17 protein-coding genes are annotated in these 16,156 nt (G+C 67.2%); 7 read left to right on the forward strand and 10 right to left on the reverse strand.

Features of this window, described 5'->3' with window-relative positions; all coding sequences use genetic code 11:
• Nucleotides 1–210: 210 nt before the first annotated feature.
• Nucleotides 211–1,134, reverse strand: coding sequence for a LysR family transcriptional regulator (locus N7367_RS07660; RefSeq protein ID WP_279942093.1), 924 nt, complete (start codon nucleotides 1,132–1,134; stop codon nucleotides 211–213).
• 96 nt (nucleotides 1,135–1,230) lie between these two features.
• Between N7367_RS07660 and N7367_RS07665 the strand changes: the two genes are divergently transcribed.
• Together N7367_RS07665 and N7367_RS07670 are read left to right on the forward strand one after the other, a co-directional pair.
• Complete coding sequence (locus tag N7367_RS07665; protein WP_279942094.1) at nucleotides 1,231–2,070, forward strand: type 1 glutamine amidotransferase domain-containing protein; 840 nt, start codon at nucleotides 1,231–1,233, stop codon at nucleotides 2,068–2,070.
• 98 nt (nucleotides 2,071–2,168) lie between these two features.
• Nucleotides 2,169–2,900: a hypothetical protein gene (locus N7367_RS07670; RefSeq protein WP_279942095.1), complete on the forward strand. Its 732-nt coding sequence runs from the start codon at nucleotides 2,169–2,171 to the stop codon at nucleotides 2,898–2,900.
• A gap of 39 nt (nucleotides 2,901–2,939) precedes the next feature.
• On the opposite strand, the gene N7367_RS07675 is transcribed toward N7367_RS07670, so the two are convergent.
• A complete protein-coding gene (locus N7367_RS07675) occupies nucleotides 2,940–4,316 on the reverse strand; it encodes a hypothetical protein (RefSeq protein ID WP_279942096.1) in 1,377 nt (458 codons plus the stop codon).
• A 128-nt stretch (nucleotides 4,317–4,444) separates the two neighbouring features.
• Between N7367_RS07675 and N7367_RS07680 the strand changes: the two genes are divergently transcribed.
• Nucleotides 4,445–5,227 (forward strand): 3-hydroxybutyrate dehydrogenase, encoded by a 783-nt coding sequence (locus tag N7367_RS07680; RefSeq protein WP_279942097.1) that lies wholly within the window; start codon nucleotides 4,445–4,447, stop codon nucleotides 5,225–5,227.
• Here the strand turns inward: N7367_RS07680 and N7367_RS07685 are convergent.
• The 6 genes from N7367_RS07685 to N7367_RS07710 form a co-directional block, all read right to left on the reverse strand.
• Complete coding sequence (locus tag N7367_RS07685; RefSeq protein WP_279942098.1) at nucleotides 5,224–5,595, reverse strand: DUF4180 domain-containing protein; 372 nt, start codon at nucleotides 5,593–5,595, stop codon at nucleotides 5,224–5,226. The two genes, N7367_RS07680 and N7367_RS07685, sit on opposite strands and share 4 nt — an antisense overlap.
• A complete protein-coding gene (locus N7367_RS07690) occupies nucleotides 5,588–6,454 on the reverse strand; it encodes an alpha/beta hydrolase (RefSeq protein WP_279942099.1) in 867 nt (288 codons plus the stop codon). Before N7367_RS07690 ends, N7367_RS07685 begins: the two co-directional genes overlap by 8 nt.
• The gene (locus tag N7367_RS07695) at nucleotides 6,451–6,870 is read right to left on the reverse strand and encodes a helix-turn-helix domain-containing protein (RefSeq protein ID WP_049445792.1); all 420 of its coding nucleotides are present in this window, start codon (nucleotides 6,868–6,870) and stop codon (nucleotides 6,451–6,453) included. Before N7367_RS07695 ends, N7367_RS07690 begins: the two co-directional genes overlap by 4 nt.
• 136 nt (nucleotides 6,871–7,006) lie before the next feature.
• Nucleotides 7,007–7,465: an SRPBCC family protein gene (locus N7367_RS07700; protein ID WP_279942101.1), complete on the reverse strand. Its 459-nt coding sequence runs from the start codon at nucleotides 7,463–7,465 to the stop codon at nucleotides 7,007–7,009.
• Nucleotides 7,466–7,467: 2 nt separating this feature from the next.
• On the reverse strand, nucleotides 7,468–7,782 hold the full coding sequence (locus N7367_RS07705; protein WP_053517574.1) for a metalloregulator ArsR/SmtB family transcription factor: 315 nt from the start codon (nucleotides 7,780–7,782) through the stop codon (nucleotides 7,468–7,470).
• A gap of 33 nt (nucleotides 7,783–7,815) precedes the next feature.
• Nucleotides 7,816–8,652 (reverse strand): oxidoreductase, encoded by an 837-nt coding sequence (locus N7367_RS07710; RefSeq protein WP_279942102.1) that lies wholly within the window; start codon nucleotides 8,650–8,652, stop codon nucleotides 7,816–7,818.
• A 102-nt stretch (nucleotides 8,653–8,754) separates the two neighbouring features.
• Here N7367_RS07710 and N7367_RS07715 point away from each other — a divergent pair, with 102 nt between their 5' ends.
• The 3 genes from N7367_RS07715 to N7367_RS07725 all read left to right on the forward strand — a co-directional run bounded on the left by N7367_RS07715 (nucleotide 8,755) and on the right by N7367_RS07725 (nucleotide 10,929).
• Entirely contained in the window at nucleotides 8,755–9,708 is a 954-nt protein-coding gene (locus N7367_RS07715) for an AraC family transcriptional regulator (RefSeq protein WP_279942104.1), read from the forward strand.
• 54 nt (nucleotides 9,709–9,762) lie between these two features.
• The gene (locus N7367_RS07720) at nucleotides 9,763–10,347 is read left to right on the forward strand and encodes a TetR/AcrR family transcriptional regulator (protein WP_279942105.1); all 585 of its coding nucleotides are present in this window, start codon (nucleotides 9,763–9,765) and stop codon (nucleotides 10,345–10,347) included.
• Between the two features lie 96 nt (nucleotides 10,348–10,443).
• The gene (locus tag N7367_RS07725; protein ID WP_053517571.1) at nucleotides 10,444–10,929 is read left to right on the forward strand and encodes a hypothetical protein; all 486 of its coding nucleotides are present in this window, start codon (nucleotides 10,444–10,446) and stop codon (nucleotides 10,927–10,929) included.
• A gap of 24 nt (nucleotides 10,930–10,953) precedes the next feature.
• Here N7367_RS07725 and N7367_RS07730 read toward each other — a convergent pair whose 3' ends face one another.
• Both N7367_RS07730 and N7367_RS07735 read right to left on the reverse strand, forming a co-directional pair.
• The gene (locus N7367_RS07730; protein ID WP_279942106.1) at nucleotides 10,954–12,198 is read right to left on the reverse strand and encodes a hypothetical protein; all 1,245 of its coding nucleotides are present in this window, start codon (nucleotides 12,196–12,198) and stop codon (nucleotides 10,954–10,956) included.
• An 86-nt stretch (nucleotides 12,199–12,284) separates the two neighbouring features.
• Nucleotides 12,285–13,286 carry a helix-turn-helix domain-containing protein gene (locus tag N7367_RS07735; protein WP_065175558.1) on the reverse strand — a complete coding sequence of 334 codons (1,002 nt, stop codon included), beginning with the start codon at nucleotides 13,284–13,286 and terminating at the stop codon, nucleotides 12,285–12,287.
• A gap of 260 nt (nucleotides 13,287–13,546) precedes the next feature.
• On the opposite strand from N7367_RS07735, the gene N7367_RS07740 reads away from it, so the two are divergent.
• The gene (locus N7367_RS07740; RefSeq protein WP_279942107.1) at nucleotides 13,547–16,123 is read left to right on the forward strand and encodes a TonB-dependent receptor; all 2,577 of its coding nucleotides are present in this window, start codon (nucleotides 13,547–13,549) and stop codon (nucleotides 16,121–16,123) included.
• Nucleotides 16,124–16,156: the final 33 nt, after the last annotated feature.

The following is a 16,156-nucleotide window of genomic DNA, read 5'->3' on the forward strand; positions in this document are numbered from 1 at the left end:
TTAGTGCAGCACGCGACATCGCCAGACGCATTCGCGCAGCCACCCTGCTGATTGCGAATCAAACTGGCGTAATCGCCCACGCCACAAGCGAATAGCGCGACAGCCTTCTTAACACCCCTTTCGGCTCAAAATCGAATGGCGACGCTGCCCGATCACCCGCGCACCTGAAAAATCGGTTCAATCACGACACTGCCAGCAGGCATCGCACCCTCAACCGACGCCGCCCTCAACCGCGCCCGCATTCCCCACCAGCAACTCAATCATCGCCCGCGCCGCCGCCGACTGCCGCCGATGCGGCGCATAGATCACCGAGAACGGCCGCGATCTTCCCCGCAGCTGTGGCAGCACCTCCACCAGCTGCCCGCGCCGCAACCGCTCGCGCACGATGAACTCATAGCTCTGGCAGATGCCAATGCCCTGTTCGGCCAGCGACACCACGCCCAGCACATCGTCGGAGGTCTCGATGGACGAACGCGGCAGCCAGTCGACGTCGCGCCCGTTGTCGCGGAAGATCCACGGCGCCAGCCGCCCGGTGCGCGGCATCACGAAGGGTAGGCACAGGTGCTGCTGCAGGTCGTCCAGCGTCTGCGGCGTGCCACGGCGTTCCAGATAGTCCGGCGCGGCCACCAGCAGCAGCGGCGCGTCTTCCAGCTTTCGCCCCACCAGCCCGCTGTCCGGCAGCTGGCCCAGGCGGATGGCCAGGTCGAAACCCTCGGCCACCAGGTCCACGTTGCGGTTGGTGATGTTCAGCTCCACCTGCACCTGCGGGTACTGCTGCGCAAAGCGCGCCAGCACGGGCGGCAGCCGGTAGTGGCCATAGGTGGTCGGCACGCTCAGGCGCACGCGGCCGGCCAGCGCGCCGTCTTGGCCCTGTACGTCGCGCTCGGCGTCGTCCAGCAGGCCAAAGGCCGTGCGCACCTGTTCCCGATAGAGCCGCCCGGTGTCGGTCAGGCCCACGCGGCGGGTGGTCCGCTGCAGCAGCTGCCTGCCCAGCCGCGCTTCCAGGCGCGTGACCGCGCGGCTCAATACCGACGGCGTGGTGGACAGCGCCACCGCGCCCGCCGTGAACGAGCCGTGCTCCACCACCGCCAGGAACACCTCCACATCGCCCAGGTAGTCGAACTTGCGGCTCATTTGGTTCTCCGGGGAACAGATGTTTTGCGATGCGGCCAATTTATCGCCGCTGGGGCGATGAATAAAGTGGCGGCCATTCCCCGATAGGAGCTTCCCATGAACCTGATGACCCGATTGGCCGCAGCGCTGGCCCTGACCCTGGCCGCCAGCGGCGCCCACGCCGCCAACGTGCTGGTGGTGCTGTCCGATGAAAACCACCTGGACCTGAAGGACGGCAAGGTGCTGTCCACCGGCTTCTATCTCAACGAGCTGATGCAGCCGGTCAAACTGCTGCTGGACGCGGGCCACGCGGTGACCTTCGCCACGCCGCAGGGGCGGGCGCCGACGGTGGATGCGTCCTCGGTGACGGCGGCGTACTTCGGCAACGATGCCGCGCAGTTGAAGCTGCACAAGGACCTGCTGGAGAAACTGGCGCTGACCTCGCCGACGGCCTCGCCGGTGGTCAGCCTGGCGCGCATCGAGCAGCAGGGTTACGCGCGGTTCGATGCGGTCTACATTCCCGGCGGCCACGCGCCAATGCAGGACCTGCTGAAGAGCCCGGCGCTGGGCCGGCTGCTGGCCGACTTCCACCAGCGCAGCAAGACCACCGCGCTGGTCTGCCACGGGCCGATCGCGCTGCTGTCCACGCTGCCGGATGCAGAAGGTTTCGTCGCGAAGCTGGACGCGGGTGCGACGCCGGCTACGCCGAACTGGATCTACAGCGGCTACCAGATGACGGTGATCAGCAACCAGGAAGAAGAACAGGCCAAGCCGCTGCTGGGCGGCGGCGAGATGAAGTTCTACCCGCAGACCGCGTTGCAGCGGGCGGGTGCGAAGTTCAGCAGCAACACCACGCCGTGGACCGGCCATGTGGTGGTGGACCGCGAGCTGATTACCGGGCAGAACCCGGCCTCGGCGTTGGAGGTGGGGCAGCGGCTGCTTGAACGGTTGAAGTAGGCCGGTGGATTGGGCGTGTGATGGCCGGCGTGGCACCATGGCGGATTGGCCTCGCGCGTTCTGGCGAGGCCCTTTGCCAGGGAAGCCCTCGACACGACATGCAAACGTCCTTCTTCATTCTCTCCGCCCTGTGCCTGGGCCTGTTGTCCGGGTGCGCCAGCGGCCCGGAGCAGCACACCTCGATCCGCGAAATCACCGGCGCCTTCGTGGCCGACGATGGGCAGCTGTATCTGCTGCCGCGCTACGACGAACCGATGCGCTTCGATGCCGCGCCGTTCCGTGACTACCGCGCCCTGATGGACAGCCCGCTGCGCGAGGCGGTGGTGTGCGCGCAGATGTACTTCCACGAGGATTGGCGCGACCCGGCCAACAAGGCCAAGGTGCATGGCAGCTACGCGCTGCTGCTGCGGCCGGAGCAGGTGACGCCGCAACAGGCGGCGCAGTTCAGGCTGGAACGGATTGACGTCACACCGCGCGAAGCCAAGGTGGTCGATGAGCGCGCGCGCTACTACCTGCCGCTGGAGCGGACCCGTTACTCGCTGGCCTTTGATCGCGCCTGCGACCTTTCAAAGAAGGGCGGCAGCTATTACAGCGCGTTGTTCGAGGGCGATGGCGAACGCGTGCAGTTGCCGCACGCTGCGGCGCTGGCGGAGAAGGCGGCGCTGGCGCAGCCGATCAACGCGCGCGCCGAGCGCATCCTGCCGCAGAGGGAGGACACGCCGGGCGTGGGGGCAGCGGCCGGCAAGGTGCTGGGTGCCGCTTTGATTCCTGTGGCGGTTCCGGTGTTTGTGTTGAGCCTGCCGTTTCTGGGGCCGGATCACTGGAAGTGATGGGGCGTTGGGGTAGGGCCGTCCACACATGGTGCGGATCTACTGGCACCTCGGCCTGCCCCCTGCCACACAGCTGGCCTGCCAGTGCTGCCAGGCCTCGGCATCGATACTGGCCTTCAGTGCAATGGCCTGCAGCTCCGCCCAGTCTTTCGGTGAAGGCGCGGCCAGCAGCCCGCGCATGAAGGCCTGCATCTTCGCCTCACCCACCTGCTTTTCCAGCGAAAGTAGCAGCAACGGACCATAGACGTAGCGATACATCTCGCCCAGGTCCGAGTGGCCATCGACGGCATCAAGCGCCGGCAGCGGCGTATCGAGCGCATCGACGGTGGCCTGCAACCTTGCAACATAGTGGTCCGCCGCAGCGTCACCACTGATCTGACGCAGCGCCTTGATCGACAGGAATTCGGCGCTGGATTCCAGCAGCACCCAGTAGTACGGCCCCTGCGGGCGGTTGAGCGTGCCGAAGTAGTAATGGCCCATTTCGTGCGCGATGTACTGCACGCGCCGTTCGGCCTGTTCACCGCCGGCCAGCAGCGAATCGGCCACGTTGCCGATGCTGCCGCTCATGGCGATGGTCGGCCAGGTGGCAAAGCCCCATTCGCTGCCGTCGCGGTCGCGCTCGGCCTGGTTGAGCGTGACCATGCGCAGGAAGGTGGGGCGGTCGGCCAGCGGCACGCCCATGTAGCGCGCGTGCACGTCGGCCACCTGCTGCACGACGCGGGACAGCGCGTCGACCTTGGGCGTGGGCAGGCTCTCGTTGAGGAGGGTGACCTGCGCGGTGTGGGTGATCGGGCCGCTGCCACCGAACAGCAGGATGGGCCGCGCGTTGTCGCTGCGAAAGCGGCCCTGCGTGCCTTCGATGGCGGGGCTGCCATTGAGGTACAGGAAGCGGCAGCCGCGGCAGTCCACCTGCAGGTCGTAGCGGCTTTCGCTGCCGCGCACGCGGGCCTTGGGGTCGAACGCCTGAGGCAGCCACGCAGACTGCTCGGTAAAACGAGCGCTGTCGCCGTTGAAGGCCATCATGCCTTTGAAGTCGCCCATGGCATCGTGCTTCGGGTACAGCGGGAACGCGCCCACGTACTGCACGCAGAGCGTGGCCGTGGGCTCGGCCAGAGTGTAGACGCGCGCCTCGCCATCCACGCCCGGGTCGTACCAGCCATCGAACCCGACCGGCTTGCCCTCGTCATCGGTGACCCGTGCGACGTTCAGACCGGCATTGAGCACGAAGTGGCCCTGTGCGTCGGCGGGGCGATTGGACAGGCATGCATCGCCCTCCACGCGGCCACTGGCGATATCCAGGCGCACACTGCCAGTGGTGAGCGGCGTTGCCAGCTGCTCGGGCGATGCGGCTTGGCTGAGGGCAGGAGCGAGCAGTGCGGCGAGGGCCGCCGGCAGCAGGGCCTTGCTGGGGTTCATCGAGCCATCCTTGGGTGGATGGCGCCGACTATAGAGCCAATATGAATTCCTGCCGAGAGGGGCGCATCCACGCGTGGCGTGCAGTTGCGGAGCTACACTGGCCCCCTGCACGTGATGGAAGCTTGCCCATGTTGAACGGAAAGGTCGCGGTGGTTACCGGTTCCACCAGTGGTATTGGCCTTGGCATCGCCACGGCGCTGGCGCGACAGGGCGCCGACATCGTGCTGAACGGCTTCGGCGATGCGGCGCAGATCGAGAGCCTCCGCGCCAACCTCGAAGCGGAGTTCGGTGTGCGGGTGGCGCATGACGGCGCCGAACTTTCCCGCGGCGAGGCCGTACGGAACATGATCGCCAACGCCGCCGCGAAGATGGGCCGCATCGACATCCTGGTGAACAACGCGGGCATCCAGCACACCGCACCGATCGAGGAGTTTCCCGTCGAGAAGTGGGACGCGATCCTGGCGCTGAATCTCTCGGCGGTGTTCCATGCCACGGCGGCGGCCTTGCCCTACATGAAGCAGCAGGGCGCCGGCCGCATCATCAACATCGCCTCGGCGCATGGGCTGGTGGGCTCGGTGAACAAGTCGGCCTATGTGGCAGCCAAACATGGCGTGGTTGGCTTCACCAAGGTGACCGCGCTGGAGAATGCGGGCACCGGCATCACCGCCAATGCCATCTGCCCGGGGTGGGTTCGCACGGCGCTGGTCGAGCAGCAGATCACCGCGTTGGCCGAGCGCGAGGGCATCGATCAGGAGTCTGCCGCGCGTGCGCTGCTGGCCGAAAAGCAGCCCTCGTTGCAGTTCGTCACCCCCGAGCAGCTGGGGCAGACCGTGGTCTTTCTGGCTTCGGACGCCGCGGCGCAGATGACCGGCACGGCGCTGCCGGTGGATGGGGGCTGGACCGCGCGCTAGCGGGCCGGCGCCGCAAGCCGCGCCCGCAGCGCGTCCCAGTCGGCCACGAAACAGCCTTCGCGGCCGCGATTGCACTCGGTGATCCACGCATCCAGTGATTCGCTGCGCGCCCGGTGGGCGCTGACATCCCCCAGCACGGCAAAACGCAGGCGGTAGTTCACCAGCATCTGCACCCATTGCCCGGCCACGCCCGAACGCAGATCGAAGAAGTCCGGCGAGAGGCGTTGCACCGGAATGGCGATCCACTCGGCCTGATGCCCAAGGGCATCGCCGACCAGGTCGCGCAGGCCGTTGGCATCGAGTGTCGGGCCCTGCGGCTCGATGCGCAGGAGACGGATGGTGCCGATGTACTCAATGGAATCATTCATGCTGGAGGCTCTGCAGTCGACGCAGCCGGGCGAGGATGTCTTCGCGCAGGCCGGGGATGTAGTGGTAGGCGTCTGCCAGCAGGGTGACGTCCGCCGTCGGGACGAGCCGTTTCATGCGTTCGGCGGCGGCAGGGGTGTCGATGAGGGCATCACGCGCGCCCATGACAAGGGCTGCCGGTGGATGCAACGTAGCCAAGCGCTCGTCGCTGATGCGGGGAATGCGCAGCGGACGTGGTCGGACCTCGGCACGGATCAATGCCAACAGGTCGAGCAGCGGCTGCGCACGTGCAGGTGCATGCAGTGGCTCGGGGCCCATGACCGCACGGCGCAGGCGCTCGCGCCCCCATCGGCCAAGCAGCAACAGTGGGAGCGCCTTGAGCAGGAATGCACGCTGGCGCCCGATACCCGAGGGGCTGACCAGAACCAGTGCGTTAACCCGGGCAGGCCTTCGCAACGCGTAATCCAGTGCCAGGAATCCGCCGAACGACAGGCCCACGAATGCAGCGCTTTCCACGCCGAGTGCGTCGAGGACATCATCCAGCCATTGCGCATGCGCATCGCTGTCCAGCGCAGGTTGCGTGCCTTCGCTGAGACCCGGTTCGCCAATGATGTCGACGACATGCACGCGGTAGTACTCGCTCCAACGTGCGGCATCGAACATCCAGCTGGCGGCATTGCTGAGGGTGCCATGCAGCAGCACCAGGGCAGGGCCGTGTTCGGGGCCGCAGCTGACCACAAATGTCGAACCGGCGCGGGTGGCGAGAAGGTGCGATTCGTGTGGTACCGGACAGTCCGAAAGCACCTGGCGGTAGGCGGCAAGTACGCGCTGCGTGGGAATGCCGGGGCGGCGCCGCTTCATGCGCTGTGGTCCTGCAGCAGACGCTGCAGGCTGACCAGCAGCGCCGTGGAACCTGCCAGGCCACCGATCACGATCAGCTTGAGCACATCGTGCTCGGGCGAATAGATCGTCTCCATGCGCAGCGGCTCATCGTCGGCCTCGCGGCCGGTGACGCGCGCATGCAGGGCACGGACCAGGTCGGCGGCACGTGCCGCACCGCATCCGGGAATATCCACCACCGTGGTCAGCTGTGGGCGCGCAGCGGAGGGCTCACGCACGGTGCCGGTGAACACGTCGAGGTCTTCAGCGGTGATGCGATAGGACTTGCCGATGCGGGTCGCACGCAGTTGGCCGCTACGGATATGCCGAAGGACGGTTTTGGGGTGCAGGCTGAGCTGCTGGGCAGCCTGTTCGACGGTTAGCAACGCGGGGGACATATCGGAACTCGAGAACCATGTGCTCCCTATTGTTCCATAGAATGCAATTATTGGGATCGATTGGGAGTTTTGCCGAGGCGGCGACAGGGGGGGGGCATCTCCCTGGTGCCGCCTGCGCGGGCAGCCATCCCGACGACTACGCTGGCTTCGCAAACACGTCCAGTCCCTTGCCGGTCTCCAGCAACGATTTCAGGCTGGACAGCACGATCGGCCAGCCCTGGCGGATGCCGGTATCCATGCCGCTGCCGGGTTCCAGATCGTCGTGGGTGACGGTCAGCCGCACCATGTCCTGGTAGGGCACGATCTCGAAGGTGACGCGGCTGTAGCTGTCCGGGTTGTCGGCCTGCGAGGCCGCAGCCCAGGTGATGACCAGTCGCGAGGGTGGGGTGCTTTCCACCACTTCGCCGACCAGTTCTACCGAGCGCGTTTCATTGGCGCGCACATGCTGCCAGCGCGAGCCGGGTTTCCAGTCCGACACGTTCTCGTGGCCCCAGTAGCGGCGGGCGATCTCGGGCCGGGTGATGGCCTCGAACACCTTCTGTGGCGTGGAAGCGATGTAGATCACGTGGATGAAGCGGGTGGACGCTGCGGACATCGTCATTCTCCTTCCAGTTCTCGTTTCAGGTCATGCAGCAGGCTCAGGCGCTGCTGCTCGAACTTGCGTACCCAGCGCTCGTAGACGTCATGCAGCGGCACCGGGTTGATGAAGTGCAGCTTCTCGCGGCCACGGCGCACCGTGCTGATGAGGTTGGCGTCTTCCAGCAGGCCCAGGTGCTGGGTGACCGATTGCCGGGCCATGTCCAGGTGTTCGCACAGCTGGCCCAACGTCTGGCCGTTGTCTGCGCAGAGCAGGTCCAGCAGCGTCCTGCGCGTGGGGTCGGCCAGGGCCTTGAACACCTTGTCTGCATCCATGGTGGACAGAATAGGCAGGCAAATACCTGCATGTCAACCGCCGTCGGTGGATCGGCTCACGGCCTCCCACTGGTCGATGCGGCTGGACATGGCCTGCAGCTTGTCACGCACGCGTTGCACGGCATCGCTGCCCAGCAGCAGGTGGCTGGGCGGTGCGTCGCTGTCGATGATGTTCAGCATGGCCTGCGCCGCTTTTTCCGGATCGCCCAGCTGATGACCGCTCTTGGCCTCGCGCGTACTGCGGATGGGATCGAATAAGGCGTCGTAATCTTCAATGCTGCGCGGTGCACGCACCATCGAACGGCCGGCCCAGTCGGTGCGGAACGATCCCGGCGCGACGGCTGTGACGTGGATGCCGAACGCGGCCACTTCCTGGCCCAGCACCTCGCTGATGCCTTCCAGTGCGAACTTGCTGCCGCAGTACCAGGCGATGCCGGGCAGGGTGATGAAGCCGCCCATCGAGGTGATGTTGAGGATGTGGCCACGGCGGCGCGCGCGCATATGCGGCAGCACGGCCTTGATGAGCGCGGCGGGGCCGAACACGTTGACCTCGAACTGGTGGCGCAGTTCGTCCAGCGTGGATTCCTCGAGGATGCCTTCGTGGCCATAGCCGGCGTTGTTGACCAGCACGTCGATGGCCCCGATGCCGCTTTCGATGGCATCGACCAGCGCGTCGATGGAGGCGTGGTCGGTGACGTCCAGCAGGCGGCCGAACGCGCGGCCGGGGGCGAGTGATTCAAACGCCTGGCGGGCCGGTTCGTTGCGCACGGTACCGACCACGCGGTGGCCGGCCTGCAGGGCCTGTTCGGCGAGGGCGCGGCCGAAGCCGCTGCTGACGCCGGTGATGAGCAGCAGACGGGAGGGGGACATGGTGATGGCCTCATGGAAAGCGGGCTTGCACAGTAGTGCTTGTGGGGGATGCCCTACAGGCCTAAGCTTCGGCCGATCTTGCCTATTCCTCTGAGGTGTGCGGTGCGGTCTGGCGATGATCCGGTGCAGCAGGATGCGCAGGCGCGCATGGTGGGGCTGCTGCAGGCGTTGGCGCCGGAGGAGGGCTACACGCTCACCGCCGTGCCGGGCGTACGCCTGCTGCGCTCGAACCGGCCGCTGGCGCGCACGCCGGTGCTGTACGACCCGGGCATCGTGATCGTCTGCCAGGGCGTCAAGCGCGGCTACCTGGGCGGGCAGGTCTACCAGTACGACGCGCAGCACTACCTGGCGGTGTCGGTGCCGGTGCCGTTCACCATGGAAACCGACGCGTCGGCGGAGGCGCCGTTGCTGGCGATCTACCTGCACCTGGACCTGCAACTGGCGGCGGAGCTGTTGCTTGCGCTGGACGCGCATGAGGCGCCGGGGCAGACACACGCGCGCAGCATGATGGCCAGCCCGATGGACCCGCCGATGCAGGCCACGGTGATACGGCTGCTGCATGCGCTGGGCGACACGCGGGAAGCGGCGGTGCTGGGCCCGGCGCTGGTGCGCGAGGTGTACTTCCGCGTGCTGACCGGCGCCCAAGGCGCTGCGATGCGTGAGGCGCTGGCCATGCGCGGCCGTTTCGGCAGCATCGGCCGGGCGTTGCGGCAGATCCATGCGGCCTATGCCACGGCGCTGGACGTGGCACACCTAGCGGCGGAGGCGGGGATGAGCGTGGCGACCTTCCACGATCACTTCCGTGACGTCACCGGCACTTCGCCCATGCAGTACGTGAAGTCCACGCGCCTGCACCAGGCGCGGTTGCTGATGCTGCGCCAGGGGATGACCGCCGAGGCGGCGTCGCTGGCGGTGGGGTATGCCAGCCCGTCGCAGTTCAACCGGGAGTTCAAGCGTCTGTTCGGCCTGCCGCCGGCGGCGGAAGTGGCGCGGATGCGGCGCAGCTTCGCGGTGCCACCCGCGCCAGCCGGTGCGCTGTATGTGTCTTCCCACTGAACGGCGCGGGTCGGCCCGTTGACAGGCTATCTACCTACTAGTAGGTTTGCGCCCATGAAAGAGTCGCTGTCCCCGAAGGCGCTGGAGATCCTGGCGCAGGCCCGTTCCCTGCTGGAAGCCGGTGGTTACAACGGTTTCAGCTACGCGGACGTGTCCGCGCGGGTGAACATCAGCAAGGCCAGCATCCATCACCACTTCCCCAGCAAGGCCGATCTGGTGCGCACGGTGGTGGTGCTGTACCGGGCCGAGGCACGCGAGGGGCTGGCGCTGCTGGACCGGCAACTGGGCGATCCGCTGCTGGAGCTCAACGCCTATGTCGATTACTGGTCCAGCTGCATTGCCGGCGGAACGGCGTCGTTCTGCATCTGCGCGATGCTGGCCGCGGAAGCACCGATGCTCCCGGTGGAGATTGCCGAGGAGGTGCGCGGCCACTTCGAGGACCTGGCCGAGTGGTTGACCCGCACCCTGCAGAAGGGCGCTGCGCAGGGGCAGCTGCGCCTGCAGGGCCCGGCGGACGACGAAGCCAAGGCGTTCATGGCGTCCGTGCACGGTGCGATGCTGGCGGCGCGGGGGTTTGGCGATGCGGCCACCTTCGCGGCCCTGGCGCGGCTGGCGATCGCGCGGGTGAGCGCCTCCTGAGAACTGTATGCGGAAGGCCCGCCGCAACGCGGGTCTTCTTTTTGTCCACCATGCCTACCTACTAGTAGGTTTGTTTAATCCCAACGGAGCACTCCCATGCCACACCCGCTGTCCGCCCTCGGCGTCATCCACACTGCCGTCAGCCTGCTTCCCATCGTGGCCGGTCTCTATGGCTTCGTCCGCCACCGCGCCATCGATCCGGCCACGCGTGCCGGCAAGCTCTATCTGCTGGGCCTGGTGTTGTCGGTGGCAACCTCGTTCACCGTGTCCAGCACGGGCGGACTCAATCCCGGCCACGCCTTTGGCGTGATCGTGCTGCTGGTTGCTTTCGGCGGCGTGCTAGCCGCGCGCCTGCGCTTCCTGGGGCGGGCGGCGCGGTATCTGTCCACCTTCGCGTTGTCGTTCAGCTTCCTGCTGTCGCTGGTGCCGGGCGTGAATGAAACGCTGACCCGCATCCCGGTGGCACATCCGATTGCGGCGGCGCCGATGGCTCCGGTCGTGCTGCAGACCCTGCTGGGGTGTTTCGTGGTGTTCGTGCTGGGCTTCATCGCACAGTGCTGGCGGATGCGTGGCCGCCGCTGAGAACAGGCGCCGCGGCGACACTGCTCAGTCTGCCAGCGGCGACGGCGCGTCTTCGCCATAGGTGGCGTAGGCGCTGCCGCAGGTGGCCACCGCAGCGGCCGCCGCGGGCAGGCCAGTAGCGCGGATGCCGCGCCGCGTATCGCGGTCGAATATTTCCGCGTAGCGTTCGGCGGCCAGCGCGTCATCAGGCAGCACATACAGCAGCACGCGCTGGAGGGTTGACTGGCCCTCCATCGGCTGCGGCGTGCGGAACGCCGGTACCTGCACGCGGGCGCTGTGCCAGCGCATCGGCTCGCTGCTGGTCTGCCAGCGGACCTGCAAGGGCTGATCGAGCGGAAGCAGCGCGGCGCCGTCCGGGTAGCCGTAGGCGGTGCAGTCCGCGGGTGGCGTCGGGATGTTGGCGATGGCGCCGTCACCGATGTCCAGCGTGAGGCCATTGACCTCCATCCGCACGATGGGCGCGCCGCCGTAGTTGTGGACCTTGAACAGCACCAGGCCTTCGAAGCGGCTGCGCTGCAGATCATCTGCGGTAGTGCCGCTGAGGCGTGCGAGCGCGGGCGCGACCTCCACATGATCGCGGTAGTGGTAATAGAGGTGCACCAGTTCCGGCGTGCCCGGGCGCCTCCATGACGCGTTGAAGGGCGCAAGGTCCGGATAGGGGTGGCGCAGCAAGGGCACGTCGGTGACGGCACGATCTCCGGAGGGCGTGGCGTAGCGGTAGTGGTCCACCGAGCGCTTCAGGCGCCCGTCTTCATACGGGAATGCCCTGTCTGCATCGGACTGCGCGTTGGGGTAGCGGTGGAAGGCGATGAAACGTTCGGGCGTGTCGCTCTGCATGGGCAGGTCCGGCCCAGCGCCAGAGCCGGTGGATGCATACGGCGAGGTGTCCAGCCACAGCGGCTGCCCGCTGAGATTGACGTGCAGTTCCGCGATGGCGGCACGCGAGCCGCCGGCGAGGCTGTCCCAGGTGTTCTGCAGGGACTGCCACAGCGGAACGATGAGCATGGCTGCGGCGGTGGGCACGAACATCACGGCGTGCACGCGGCCGGGCACCTGGCCACGGTCCCGTACCATGTAGCGCAGCCACGCCAGCACAAGCACCAGCAGCAACGGTACGCCCACCCAGATCGCCAGGGTGGCCAGCGCCACAACGCCCCAACCCAGATTGGGGGTGGCCACAGCGATGAGCGAAAGGGTGGCGATGAACGCCGCCAGCACCAGCGACACGCCTATCCCGAAGCGGTAGTTCCTGTAAGGGCGGTCAGTCATCACCGTTCCATCGGCCTGCGGGACATGGCGATATCTTGCCGGTCCGATGGCGGAGTGGAAAGGCGGACGTTGCCGCAGGCCTACCCTCAGCAGCCGACCAGTCGATCGGCTTCGATGCCCTGCCGATGCAGGCTACGGTACTCGGTGGGGCTGGCATCGACCAGCCCGCGGAAATGGCGGCGGAATGATTCCTGTGAGCCGAAACCGGCCTGCTCGGCGACCCAGTGCAGCGGGCGGTCGGTGGTTTCCAGCAGCTCGCGGGCGAAAGCCACCCGCTCGCGGATCAGCCAGTCGATGGGTGACAGGCCGGTGGCGTCGAGGAACTGCCGTTGCAGGGTGCGTTGGCTCAACGCGGCCTGTTCGGCCAGGCTGCCCAGCGAGTGCGGTTCGCGCAGATTGCGCCGCATCCATTCCATCAGCTTGGCCAGGCGCGTCGGCTCGCCGCTGGGAATGGCGCGGCTGACGCGCTGGCTGCGCCCGGCATCACGCCAGGGCGCCAGCACCAGGCGCTCGGCAACGAGGTTGGCCACGCGCGCGCCGTAATCCTTGCGCACCATGTGCAGCATCATGTCCATGCCGGTGGCCGAACCGGCCGAGGTGATGATGCTGCCGGCGTCGACGTAGAGCACGTCGTCGCGCACGCCGATGCGGGGGAACTGCTGCGCAAGCGTTTCGGTGAGCCGCCAGTGGGTGGTGGCCTGGCGGCCATCGAGCAGGCCGGCCCAGGCCAGCACGAAGGCGCCCGAGCAGATCGAGGCGATGCGGGCGCCGCGCGCGTGGGCGCGGACGAGCGCATCAAGCAACGCCTGCGGCGGGCGTTCACTGGGTTCGCGCCAACCGGGAATGACGATGATGTCCGCATCGTCCACCGCGTTGAGATCATGCGGCAACTGCACCTGCGTATTGCCGAGCATGCGCAGCGCGCCGGGTTCGCCCGCGCACAGCTGCGTGCGGTACCACGCCACGCCCAGTTCCGGACGCACCGGTGCGAACAGGCCCACCGCACAACCGAACTCGAACAGGCCCTGGCCGTGGCAGGCCACGATGGCGACGGTCGGCGCGGTGGGATCGGCAGCGTGGATGGGCATGGCCTGATGCTACCGGTGATGGTGCATGCCGCCGCGTGGCATGCGGTCATGAGGTGATGCCTGCGGGATATATGGCGGCTGGGGTCGGATCCGTTTCCTTCGAAAGGGATCCGACCCCATGCAAGCGCGCTGCCTAACGTCATTACCAGCGGTCATGTGGGTGGCCGGATGTTACGGCTGGGTGACGCGATCACGCCTGTCGTGGCGGGTGAACAGGCCCTTGAATGGAAGCGTGTTTCCGGCCCACCCCACGAGCCCCCATGCCTGCCGCCTACGCCCCCGTCCTGAGTCCTCTTGCTGTGTTGATCGCCGCCGCCCTGGTAGCGGCCCCCGTGCATGCGGCAGACGCCGATGCGCAGCCGGCAACCACAGCGGCCGCCGCCAACGTCGCTGCATCCACCCTGGACGCAGTGGTGGTGACCGGCTCGCGCACCAGCACGCGCACGGTCAAGAACAGCTCCACGCCCATCGACGTGATCTCCGCCGAGGATCTTGCTGCGACCGGGCAGGCCAACCTGCTCGAAGCGCTGCAGCGCAGCCTGCCGTCGCTGAGCCAGATCGGTGGCTACCAGAGCGACCAGGAGAGCCTGATCCGCGGCTATCAGCTGCGCAATCTCTCACCGGGCTACACGCTGGTGCTGGTCAACGGCAAGCGCCGCAACGCCAGTGCCTATGTGAGCGGTGCCAACGGCGGCGGCTTTCCTGGCCACGCCTGGGCGGATCTGGCGCTGATTCCGGTGTCGGCCATCGACCACGTGGAAGTGCTGCGCGATGGTGCCTCCGCCATCTACGGCTCGGACGCGATCACCGGTGTGGTCAACGTCATCCTGAAATCGCAGGCACAGGGCGGTGAGGTGTCGGTGGAGAGCGGGCAGAGCATCGATGGCGACGGTACGCGTACCAGCGTGCGCGCCAACGTCGGCCTGCCCTGGGGCAAGGACGGCTTCGTCAACCTCTCGGGCGAGACCACGCGCCAGCACCACGCGATCCGGACGCGACGCTACATCGATGGCTATCTGAGCTATCCGGCGATCGATGCCAATGGCAACCGGGTCGCGCTGCGGCCGAACAACCGCCTGCCGGCCGGTGCGACGCCGGACCCTGCCGAGGCCACGCGCGATGCCGAAGCCAACACCATCCTCAGCTCACCGTCGTATGCGCTGAAGGCGTTTGCGGTGAACGTGGGCCATGGCCTGGGTGAGAGCGCGCAGTTCTACGCCAACGCCACTGCCAGTGACCGCACCGCGCAGGCGATCCAGAACTTCCGCCTGCCGGCCACGATCTTCACCACGTACCGGACACCGGGGGTGCTGAGCGTGTTTCCCGACGGCTTCCTGCCGGTGCTGGAGACCAAGGAGAAGCAGTACACCGGCACCGCCGGCGTGAAGGGGCAGGTGGCTGGCTGGGACTACGACGCCAGCCTGACCGGCAACCGCAGCACGGTGCGCACCTATACCCGCAACTCGGTGAACTACTCGCTGCCGTACCCGGGCTCGCCCACCGACTTCTATGACGGCAAGCTGGATTACCAGCAGGGCATTGCCAACCTGGACCTGCGTCGGGGCTTTGACGTAGCGGCCTTTGCCTCACCCCTGGACGTGAGTGCCGGTGCCGAGTACCAGCACGAGCGCTACGAGCGCGGGGCAGGGCAGTGGGAGTCGCACACCGGATTTGGCGCCGCTGCGTTTGTCGGCTACTCCACCGCCGATGCGGTGAAGGCCACGCGCAACAGCAAGGCGGTGTACGTGGGGGCGGCGACCAACGTCACCTCGCGCTGGTACCTGGATGCGGCCGCGCGCTGGGAAGACCATTCGGACTTCGGCAGCGTCTCGACCGGACGCTTGACCAGCCGCTTCGACATCACCGACGCACTGGGCGTGCGTGCGACGGTCAGCAACGGCTTCCACGCGCCAAGCCTGGGCGCGCAGTTCTACCAGGCCACGGGCAGCTGCCCGTGCGGTACGACGCTGGTGGCGCAGGTGTCCTCGCCCGCTGCGGTGGCACTGGGTGCCACCCCGCTGAAACCGGAGAAGGCCACCAACTACAGCATCGGCGTGACCTGGGACCCGAGCCCGGCCTTCCACCTGGCCGTGGATGCCTACCAGATCGACATCCGCGGCCAGCTCGGCCAGTCCAGCCAGATCGGCTACAACGCGCAGGATCCGGCGCGCATCACCGACAACAGCGGCACCGTATTGACCTCCGCGCAGAAGAACACGATCGATGCGCTGCTGGGTTCGGCCGGCATCAGCATCCTGCCGGGCGACGCGTTCTATGCCAGCTACTTCACCAACGTGGGCGACACCCGCACGCGCGGCGTGGAGCTGACGCTGGAGGCGAACCAGGACACATCGTGGGGCAAGCTGCGCTGGAGCTACGCCGCCAACGTCGGACGCACCACGATCCGCAGCGTCAGCGCCATTCCTGCGGCGCTGCAGGGGCTGCCCAACATCAACCTGCTGACGAAGTCCGGCGAGTACGCGTTGCGCTTCCGTACGCCCAGCTACACCCAGGTGGCCGGACTGGGTTGGCAGAACGGACGCTGGCGCTCGAATGTGGACGTTACCTACTACGGGTCGATCAAGCGCCTCAACAACGGCGTGGAATACAGGCAGCCACCGGTGCTGGTGACCAACCTGTCCGGCGGTGTGGAGCTGGGCGCGGGCTGGAGTGCGGCGCTGGGCATCAACAACGTGTTCGACAAGCGCACCCGCAAGGTGCCGGAGTACGCGCGCAGCGCCACCGACGTGGCCAGCATCGAGACCACCTGGGACAGCGGTGACGTGCTCAGCAGGATCGGCGCGTTCTGGTACGGGCGGGTCAATTACCGGTTCTGAGGTTCAGGCATGGCGTCGCCGGCCAGCGTCCGG

This window comes from Stenotrophomonas sp. GD04145 (assembly GCF_029835135.1).
Lineage (GTDB): Bacteria > Pseudomonadota > Gammaproteobacteria > Xanthomonadales > Xanthomonadaceae > Stenotrophomonas > Stenotrophomonas maltophilia_P.

Coding starts and splice junctions, on each gene's coding strand:
- N7367_RS07660 (WP_279942093.1), bottom strand. CDS start 1,134: ATGAGCCGCAAGTTCGACTACCTGGGCGATGTGGAGGTGTTCCTGGCG.
- N7367_RS07665 (WP_279942094.1), top strand. CDS start 1,231: ATGAACCTGATGACCCGATTGGCCGCAGCGCTGGCCCTGACCCTGGCC.
- N7367_RS07670 (WP_279942095.1), top strand. CDS start 2,169: ATGCAAACGTCCTTCTTCATTCTCTCCGCCCTGTGCCTGGGCCTGTTG.
- N7367_RS07675 (WP_279942096.1), bottom strand. CDS start 4,316: ATGAACCCCAGCAAGGCCCTGCTGCCGGCGGCCCTCGCCGCACTGCTC.
- N7367_RS07680 (WP_279942097.1), top strand. CDS start 4,445: ATGTTGAACGGAAAGGTCGCGGTGGTTACCGGTTCCACCAGTGGTATT.
- N7367_RS07685 (WP_279942098.1), bottom strand. CDS start 5,595: ATGAATGATTCCATTGAGTACATCGGCACCATCCGTCTCCTGCGCATC.
- N7367_RS07690 (WP_279942099.1), bottom strand. CDS start 6,454: ATGAAGCGGCGCCGCCCCGGCATTCCCACGCAGCGCGTACTTGCCGCC.
- N7367_RS07695 (WP_049445792.1), bottom strand. CDS start 6,870: ATGTCCCCCGCGTTGCTAACCGTCGAACAGGCTGCCCAGCAGCTCAGC.
- N7367_RS07700 (WP_279942101.1), bottom strand. CDS start 7,465: ATGTCCGCAGCGTCCACCCGCTTCATCCACGTGATCTACATCGCTTCC.
- N7367_RS07705 (WP_053517574.1), bottom strand. CDS start 7,782: ATGGATGCAGACAAGGTGTTCAAGGCCCTGGCCGACCCCACGCGCAGG.
- N7367_RS07710 (WP_279942102.1), bottom strand. CDS start 8,652: ATGTCCCCCTCCCGTCTGCTGCTCATCACCGGCGTCAGCAGCGGCTTC.
- N7367_RS07720 (WP_279942105.1), top strand. CDS start 9,763: ATGAAAGAGTCGCTGTCCCCGAAGGCGCTGGAGATCCTGGCGCAGGCC.
- N7367_RS07725 (WP_053517571.1), top strand. CDS start 10,444: ATGCCACACCCGCTGTCCGCCCTCGGCGTCATCCACACTGCCGTCAGC.
- N7367_RS07730 (WP_279942106.1), bottom strand. CDS start 12,198: ATGACTGACCGCCCTTACAGGAACTACCGCTTCGGGATAGGCGTGTCG.
- N7367_RS07735 (WP_065175558.1), bottom strand. CDS start 13,286: ATGCCCATCCACGCTGCCGATCCCACCGCGCCGACCGTCGCCATCGTG.
- N7367_RS07740 (WP_279942107.1), top strand. CDS start 13,547: ATGCCTGCCGCCTACGCCCCCGTCCTGAGTCCTCTTGCTGTGTTGATC.